General features: G+C 37.8%; 6 protein-coding genes and 1 pseudogene. 5 read left to right on the forward strand and 2 right to left on the reverse strand.

Annotated features, from left to right (window positions below; all coding sequences use genetic code 11):
• A pseudogene (locus FTU90_RS15310) lies at positions 1–114 on the forward strand (IS5/IS1182 family transposase); the annotation flags it as partial.
• Here the strand turns inward: FTU90_RS15310 and FTU90_RS16360 are convergent.
• Complete coding sequence (locus tag FTU90_RS16360) at positions 92–469, reverse strand: transposase (protein WP_180073063.1); 378 nt, start codon at positions 467–469, stop codon at positions 92–94. The pseudogene FTU90_RS15310 and the gene FTU90_RS16360 overlap by 23 nt on opposite strands.
• Positions 470–925: 456 nt before the next feature.
• Between FTU90_RS16360 and FTU90_RS15320 the strand changes: the two genes are divergently transcribed.
• The 4 genes from FTU90_RS15320 (at position 926) to FTU90_RS15335 (ending at position 6,280) form a co-directional block, all read left to right on the forward strand.
• Positions 926–2,008, forward strand: a complete 1,083-nt coding sequence (locus tag FTU90_RS15320) for a polysaccharide biosynthesis/export family protein (RefSeq protein ID WP_180073065.1) — start codon at positions 926–928, stop codon at positions 2,006–2,008.
• Positions 2,008–2,436, forward strand: coding sequence for a low molecular weight protein-tyrosine-phosphatase (locus FTU90_RS15325; protein ID WP_180073067.1), 429 nt, complete (start codon positions 2,008–2,010; stop codon positions 2,434–2,436). Before FTU90_RS15320 ends, FTU90_RS15325 begins: the two co-directional genes overlap by 1 nt.
• Positions 2,437–2,486: 50 nt before the next feature.
• Positions 2,487–4,673: a polysaccharide biosynthesis tyrosine autokinase gene (locus FTU90_RS15330; RefSeq protein WP_180073069.1), complete on the forward strand. Its 2,187-nt coding sequence runs from the start codon at positions 2,487–2,489 to the stop codon at positions 4,671–4,673.
• 164 nt (positions 4,674–4,837) lie between these two features.
• Entirely contained in the window at positions 4,838–6,280 is a 1,443-nt protein-coding gene (locus FTU90_RS15335) for a capsule assembly Wzi family protein (RefSeq protein ID WP_180073071.1), read from the forward strand.
• A gap of 535 nt (positions 6,281–6,815) precedes the next feature.
• On the opposite strand, the gene FTU90_RS15340 is transcribed toward FTU90_RS15335, so the two are convergent.
• Positions 6,816–7,466, reverse strand: a complete 651-nt coding sequence (locus FTU90_RS15340; protein ID WP_180073073.1) for a sugar transferase — start codon at positions 7,464–7,466, stop codon at positions 6,816–6,818.
• Positions 7,467–8,463 lie beyond the last annotated feature (997 nt).

The following is an 8,463-nucleotide window of genomic DNA, read 5'->3' on the forward strand; positions in this document are numbered from 1 at the left end:
TTTGCGAGATTAAAACATTTCCGTGCTATTGCAACTCGATTTGATAAACTGGCACGCAATTATAAATCTATGATTCGTATAGCCTGTATATTTATTTGGTGCAAAGCCAAATGAGGACACACCCTAGCTTCGGCAGAATTTTTATATCTGAAGTATAGCCATTCGACAGTTGAGTCTGAACAAATTGCCCCTGAGCATCCACCAATACATGCAAGTTGCATCCATAGAACCAACCCATTGAGCTTTTACCTCGTGTAGCAATCTGTTTTAAAGATTTGTGACGTTGAATACGCTGATTTTTACATACTGGTAGAGTTGGAGAATCAACCCAAGCACAGGCTGTTTGAGCACTAGAAGTTAAAGAAATGTGCAATGCTTGAAGTGCAAGTTGATGTTGATTGATTAAATAAACCATCCGCTGATAGGATGGTAGGGCTTTGAAAAGCTTATAATAAAACCGCTGTATCATGCCATAAAATACTTTGAAATGATGAAATTGAGAGTTCTAATACCAGACCGCGATAAAAATGATCTCAGATAAACAAAGAACACCTGATCTCTGCCTGACCTTCGGATTTTCTTGTTTTAGGTATTGCAAATAGACGGCTTCATTTTTCTGAAAAAAATCGTCAATCGTACAGAATAAAGTTATAAACTCGAACATAGGATGGCTAGTTGATTGGTTTGTGGAGTAACTCTCTTATCAACTTAGTCATCTTTTTTTCAACTGAATTTCTTATCCATGATTCAGGTTAACTAAGCTTATGAAAGAAGACTTTGGGAAAAGATTTTATTGAGCGAACAGGGTTTATTGTCTTCATTCACTATTCAGTTAAAATCAGATACATTTTGTTATAATAAAATCAAAGTTTTCAGGTAGAATATCGCAGATTTAACGAATTAAATATTAAAAACGGGATTTCATGTGCGAAAAACTCAACTGGCTTTTTTACTGACTTGCGGTCTCGCTTTGACCAGCTGTGCAGTAACTTCTGGTCTGCAAACCTATGACTTGCCTACAGAAGGCATTTATCAAACCGAACTCGGGACTTCAGTCAATGTAATTCGGCTTACCCAGGAATCCATACTTGTGGTTCAGCCTGCGATTCAGAATATTCAAAAAGACTATGCGCATTTATTTAACAGCTCCCATCAGAACTACCGTTTAAGTTCAGGCGATATCCTGTCGATTTATTTATGGGCTTATCCTGAGATTTCAGGAAATAATTCGGATGAAAAAAGTGGCTATCAGATCGACTCTCAAGGCTATATTCAGTTCCCTATGCTTGGGCGCTATAAAGCTACTGGTAAGTCACTCACTCAAGTAAATACTGAATTACGCAGTCAGTTATCACGCTATTTAAAAACACCTGATGTTATTGTGCGAGTTCTGTCCTATCAAGGACAACGTTACTCCGTTCAGGGCAATGTCATGAAAGGCGGGCAGTTTTATCTCAGCGATCAGCCCGTGAGTGTCTATACGGCTTTAGGTATGGCAGGTGGGGTCAATGCACAACAGGGCGATAATGCCTCCATGACTCTAGTGCGTCAGGGGCGTTCTTATCAGCTGAATAGCCTGGAACTGGAAAAAGCAGGGCTGTCACTGCATAACTTATTGATTCAGCCAAATGACACATTATATGTAAACAACCGCGAAAACCAGAAGATCTATGTAATGGGTGAGTCAGGTAAAAACCAATCTTTACCATTACGTGATCAAGGCATGAGCCTCAGTGATGTATTAGGTGAAAGTCTGGGCTTAAATCCACTTTCTGCCAGTCGTAGTAAGGTGTATGTGGTGCGTAGCCAACCAAATACTGCCCACACTGAGGTCTATCAGATGGACTTGACCAGCATTGCTGATTTCGGTCTGGCCAACCAGTTTAAAATGCGCAGCAATGATATTGTTTATGTTGATGCGACAGGTTTAGTTCGTTGGCAACGTATTATTAATCAAATTGTTCCTTTTTCTAATGCCATTTATGGCTTTGAACGCTTGGGGAACTAATGAAAATTAATCACATTTTGGTGGTGTGTATTGGCAATATTTGCCGTAGCCCGATGGCAGAATACTTTTTAAAACAGCAGTACCCACACTTACAGATTGAATCTGCAGGTATTTCAGGCTTGGTGGGTCATGCAGCCGATGACAAAGCCCGTTTATGTATGCAACGTCACGGCATTGACATGAGTCCACACGTGGCAAAAAAACTCAATGCAGAACTGATTAAAAAAGCCGACCTGATTTTGGTGATGAGCCAAAATCAACAAAAGAATGTGGAACAAACTTGGCCATTTGCTAAGGGTAAAACCTTTAGATTAGGGCATTGGCAAAGTAAAAATGTTGCTGACCCATATCAGCATGATCAGACCGTATTTGATGAGACCTGCACATTGATTCAAGCCTGCATTGCCGATTGGAAAAAATATATCTAGTCTCTTGATATTTTAACTTTTTTAAAATTTTACTTTTTGATATTTAAACTATGAGCCAAACCGCCAACACCGAAGACAGCATTGATTTAAAGGAATTATTTTTTTCCTTAATCGCTCAATGGAAACTGATTACCCTTTGCGTTCTACTCAGTATCGTTTGCGCTTTACTGTATTTAAGAACCACACCAAATATCTATCAGGTTGATGCTCTCATTCAAGTTGAGAGCAATAAAGGGGCTTCCTCAGTCCTATCCGCAAATCTAGCCACAGCAATTGATCAAGCCTCGCCAGCTCAAGCAGAAGTTGCAATTTTAAAATCACGTTTGGTTTTGGGTAGCGTGATTGACCATCTGAATTTAAATATTCGCATTTCGGGTACAGAAGACAGTTTCTGGAATCGTTTAATTGCCAAGCATGAATATGACAGTGAATATTCATCTCAATCAGTACTATTTAAAGATAATCAAAAAAGTTTTGATATTCGCCAGTTCGATATCCCGCAATACTTTCAAGATAAAAATTTAATTTTAAAATTTGCACAAGGCAAATACAGCCTGGCCGATGCAGCAACCGAACAGGTGGTATTTTCTGCACCTTTAAACCAAGTCAGTCAATTACAGTCTGAATTTGGGGGATGGAAAGTCGCGATTTTTAGTCAAGATAATTTTAACACTAGCTATATACTGCGTAAGCAGAGTTTGCCTGCCTCAGTTTCATCTTTACTTTCTCAATATGAAGTTTCAGAAAAAGGGAAAGGGACTGGAATATTGGAGTTAACTTACAAAGGACAAGACAAGCAGCATATTACTAAAATACTAAACGCAACTTTAGCTGCATATAGCCAACAAAATATTGAGCGTCGTACCGCAGAAACTGCACAAACTTTAAAATTTCTGGAAGACCAACTGCCTGAACTTAAGCAACAGTTGGATGTTGCTGAGCGTGAATTTAACCGTTTCCGCCAACAATATAATACGGTCGATGTTACACAAGAATCAAATCTCTATATTTCTCAAAGTATTAGCCTTGAAACCACAAAAGCGTCTCTTGAACAACAAATCGCAGAAATTTCAGCTAAATACACTAATGAACACCCAGCTATGCAGCAAATGAATGCGCAACTGGGGGCAATTAACAAACGCATTGCAGAGTTAGACGGCACACTCAAACGTTTGCCAGAACTACAACGCCAGTATTTACAACTGTTCCGTGAAGTAGAAGTCAAACAACAACTCTATACAAACTTACTCAACTCTTACCAACAACTGCGCATTGTAAAAGCAGGTGAAATTGGCAACGTGCGTATTGTAGACACTGCAGTAGAGCCGATTGCCTCAATTGCACCGAAAAAATTACAAATTCTGATTTTGTCGGTTTTCTTGGGTGGCTTTCTGGGTACATTGTTGGCCTTACTGCGTAATATGTTGCGCTCAGGTATTAAAGACTCGAATCAAATTGAAAATGAACTGGATTTACCTGTTTATGCCACTGTACCACATTCAGCTGTGCAAGAAAGCCGTATTAAAACTCTAAAAAAGAAAAAAAATATTCCTATTCTTGCGGTTAAAAATAGTGATGATATTGCCATTGAAAGCCTGCGCAGCATGCGTACCGCTATTCACTTTGCCTTAAACAGTGCCAAAAACAATATCATTATGATTTCTGGTCCTGCACCAGAATTGGGTAAATCCTTTATTACAATCAACCTAGCCACCATTTTGGCGCAAAGTGATAAGCGCGTATTATTGATTGATGCCGATTTACGTCGTGGTTATATGCACAAATACTTTAATTACGACCCTAAGCCAGGCTTAACCGAATACCTGAATGGTCAGCAAGAGTTAGGCAGTCTTGTGCGTAGTACGGAAGTTGAAAATTTAAGTATCATGAGCCGTGGCAAAAGTCCTGCCAATCCGTCAGAGTTGTTAAGTACGCAAAAATTTGCAGACATGCTCACGCACTTGTCTAGTCAGTTTGACCATATTCTGATTGATACCCCGCCAGTTCTTGCAGTCACCGATGGGATTATTATTTCACAATATGCGGGTGTGAATTTGGTAGTGGCACGTTATGCCAAGACGCAAATGAAAGAACTTGAACTGACTGTCAACCGCTTTGAACAAGCTGGCGTGAAAGTAAATGGCTTTATTTTGAATGATATTCAACGTGAAGCAGGCGGTTATGGCTATGGTTATAACTATGCTTATGCCTATAAAGCCAATAAGAATGAGGATTAATTTGAAATGATCGGTGGGCTGACATCAGCCCACCACCACAATACTCACCTATTGTTAAAGAATTTTCTTTTGATATTTACAACAATACTCAACAACTCGCATTGCAAAAATCCACTCAAAAACCTATCTTGTTTACAGTTTATAAACGCTGAGAATATATAAGCATGTTTGCACCCAAAGCGCTGCTGGCGACACTGGCATTAAGCTCATCCTTAACCCTTGCCCAAGGCATTGTCTTAAATGACCAAAACTTACGTACCGATTTAAACTGGCTAAATCAGCAAGGCGTTATTCAAATTAGTACGTCAACTTGGCCTATGAGTGGTGATGAAATTCAACGTGCACTTTCTCAAGCCAAAGTCAGCAACAACAATCAACAAAAAGTCATAGATGCAGTGGTGGCACATTTAAATGCCAATAACCAACTGCTCAAAGCCTCGCTTTTTGCAGAAACAGATCAAAAAAATATTCCACAAGCCTTTGGCGACCAACAAAAAGCGCAATATCAAGCAGGTTTGGAACTCAATGCAGGCAATCAATACTGGGATGCTAAAATTCGGGTCAATGCAGAAAAAGACCCACAAATTGATAACGATCAAGATGTCAATGTTGAAGGTTCCTATATTGCAGGCAAGCTTTTGAATCAATGGCTCATTGCAGGGCAAATTCCAACCTACTGGGGTCCTGCACATGATGGCAGTTTAATTCGTGGTGATGCCAGCCGCCCTGTCTATGGCGTGACGATGCAGCGTGCCGAACAGAATGCTTTTGCAAACAAATGGTTGGCTTGGATTGGACCTTGGCAATATCAAGCTTTTGCAGGGCAGTTGCAGGATTATGATGCTGTGCCTGATGCCAAACTGATTGGCTTACGTGTCACTGCACAACCCTTGCCTTATTTAGAACTGGGTGCATCGCGTGCTATGCAATGGGGTGGTGAAGGTCGACCTGAAAGCCTGAGCTCACTTTGGGATGCTTTTGTTGGCAATAAAGACAATGGTGGTACAGGTGAACCTGATCCATCAAATCAAATTGCCGGTTTTGATGCACGCTTAAATCTACATCCCCTCGTGCAAGTCCCGATGGGTATCTATGCGCAATATGTCGGTGAAGATGAAGCAGGCGGCTTGCCGGCCAAAAAAATGTATTTGGCTGGAATCGATTATTCATCAAGTTATAACAATATGCCTTTCCAACTGTATACCGAATGGGCAGATACCCGTACCAATGGTAAAGCACAAGGCATTTCCTATAATCACACCAACTACACCGATGGTTTTTACCAGCATGGTTATCCCTTGGCGCATGCCATAGGTGGTGATGGTCAAATGCTGTCTGTAGGTGGCGATATTCGTTTGGATCATCTCAATCGGGTTAATGCTCGCGTGCTGTTTGCCAAGTTGAATGAATCTAACGGAACTACCAATTTAGCTTTTCCAGCGCAGGATGAATTAAAAGCGCTAGATCTAACCTGGACACATTATCTACGCCCAGATATTCCACTTAAACTGAATGGGTGGGTGGGTGACTCTGATGTACACGGTAACGATGGCGGTGTATCAATTGGTATCGAATTCCCCTTAGAAAAGGGCTTATTTTCCTATTAAGACCTATTCAACACTCAAGTTCGGGTGATAGCGACAACTTTTCCATACCTTCCAAAATACTGATGAAACTGAAAATAAAAAAACCAGCACTTGCTGGTTTTTTTATTAAGTATCCAGTAATGCATCGAGCTACCCTACACTGACTGAACCAGTCTTTAAAAAAGTAATCGACCCCAGCCCGCTGATAAATCAGCTACTGATGAGAGAGGGATCAATAATCACCATACTTATCAACTCATATATGGCTCAGTAGCTTAGGACTGACTATACCTTTTATTAATCACTTGCGTCAGCATCAATTTTCTAACCTGAATGTCACATTGGTCTCAACCCACTTGTCATACACTTAGTATTTTTTGTAGAACTGTCAATCTAACATTCAGTTTTTCACTAGTACCTCATTCGATACCTGTAGCTGGAAGGCATAGGTGCATTATACTAATACTCGCTTATGCTCAAAATTGATAGTTTAGATATAATCTTGCAGTACTCCGCATTTAGCTTTCGTGAAAGTCTTATTTATCCATGCTTGGTGTTATTTCACCTCTTTTGTAAATAAGCTAGTGTCATGAATACTTTTTTTTGAAAACCGCGCAGCACCCACTTCCTGATCAGGAGCATTAATTCCCTCTTGGCTTAGCATTACCTTAGCAGTTTTGAACATAATTTTAAAATCAAACCAAATATTATACTGTTCAACATATTGCACATCTAATTCAAATTTTTCTTCCCAAGATAAATTGTTGCGTCCACTCACCTGAGCAAGCCCTGTCATACCCGGTTTTACCTCATGGCGTCGCATTTGTTCATCTGTATAATGTTCTAGAAACTCTTTCATTTGAGGGCGAGGCCCAACAATACTCATATCCCCTTTTAAAACATTAATCAGTTGAGGCATTTCGTCTAAGCTGGTTGAACGTATTTTCTGCCCAAATGATGTGATACGAAATTTATCAGGTAAAATATTACCATCTTTATCTACCGCATTTCTCATAGAGCGGAACTTAATCATTTTAAATAATTTACCATTTTTACCCGGGCGTTCTTGGTAAAAGAAAATGGGGGAGCCTAAATTTTTCCGCACTTTATAGCTCATAATAATAAAAACTGGAAATAATACTAATAAAGCTATTAGTGCAATAACTATATCTACTATTCTTTTAGATAATTTTTCTTTAGTAAAAATATTAGAAAAAGAATAAAAATGAACATGAGGAAATAAAGATTTTTTTAAACTAAAATTCTTTTTATCCATATAATGCCAAGAGCTTTTCTTATCTGTTTCATTAACTCCATTCTTCTTTGAGGAAAATTGTATTATTCCATTCTTATGCCCCTGTGTATTTTTAGAATATTTATTTGATAAACTATTATCTTTTTCAATAAATAAAGACTTATGTCTTACAATATTGATTCCTTCAAAGTTTTTGATCTTATTTTTTTCTTTTTTTAGATCCATTAATAAACACCTCAATATGTCTATTTATCAATCATAACAATTATATTTTTTTAAAAGTAGAGATATGTTTATCAAAAAAATATTAACTAACAATTTATTATAGATTAATCTTTCTTTATTAAAAAAATCATACAATTAGATTCTATGATATTTCACTTAATTGAAAAATTAAGTCTTTAAGAAAATTTCAATTAAATAAGTCACTTTAGAAATTATACCCCTTCATGAGCTTTTAATATATTTAATAAATAATTGTGAAAATTACTATTTATTGAAAAAAAGTCTATTTTTTAAATACAACACACCTCACACTAAAAAATATGTGACAAAATGTAAAATATTTTTAAATAATGTGAATTAACTCACCATATTAATTAAATTTAAGCAAGTCTCAGCCAGATAAGTAAGAAGAAGGAAATTTATGTAATCTAAGGTTTATATAAAAATCTTATTGATATTTACTTAACATATTTTTATGTTTCCAACAGATCAGACCTTATTCATATTTCTACGAGATAAATCCAAAAAACTGGACAGCTTTCAAAGTAAACTACTTTACTTTTAGAATATTGATGGCGTTTATTATCAGTATGAAACGGCTTTGTTGCACAAAGCTATTCTTGAGGGCTTCTTTAGCAATATAATTTCCAGATGAAGAAGCCTGCACCTAAAACTTACCGTACAACCAATTGGTCCTCGTATAACCAAGCTTTAATCAAGCGAG

This window comes from Acinetobacter sp. YH12200, assembly GCF_013418175.1.
In the GTDB taxonomy this organism is placed as follows: Bacteria; Pseudomonadota; Gammaproteobacteria; order Pseudomonadales; family Moraxellaceae; genus Acinetobacter; species Acinetobacter pseudolwoffii.

Bases quoted from the DNA above. Each gene is read 5' to 3' on its own strand.
- FTU90_RS16360 (WP_180073063.1), bottom strand. From the start codon at position 469: ATGATACAGCGGTTTTATTATAAGCTTTTCAAAGCCCTACCATCCTAT.
- FTU90_RS15325 (WP_180073067.1), top strand. From the start codon at position 2,008: ATGAAAATTAATCACATTTTGGTGGTGTGTATTGGCAATATTTGCCGT.
- FTU90_RS15330 (WP_180073069.1), top strand. From the start codon at position 2,487: ATGAGCCAAACCGCCAACACCGAAGACAGCATTGATTTAAAGGAATTA.
- FTU90_RS15335 (WP_180073071.1), top strand. From the start codon at position 4,838: ATGTTTGCACCCAAAGCGCTGCTGGCGACACTGGCATTAAGCTCATCC.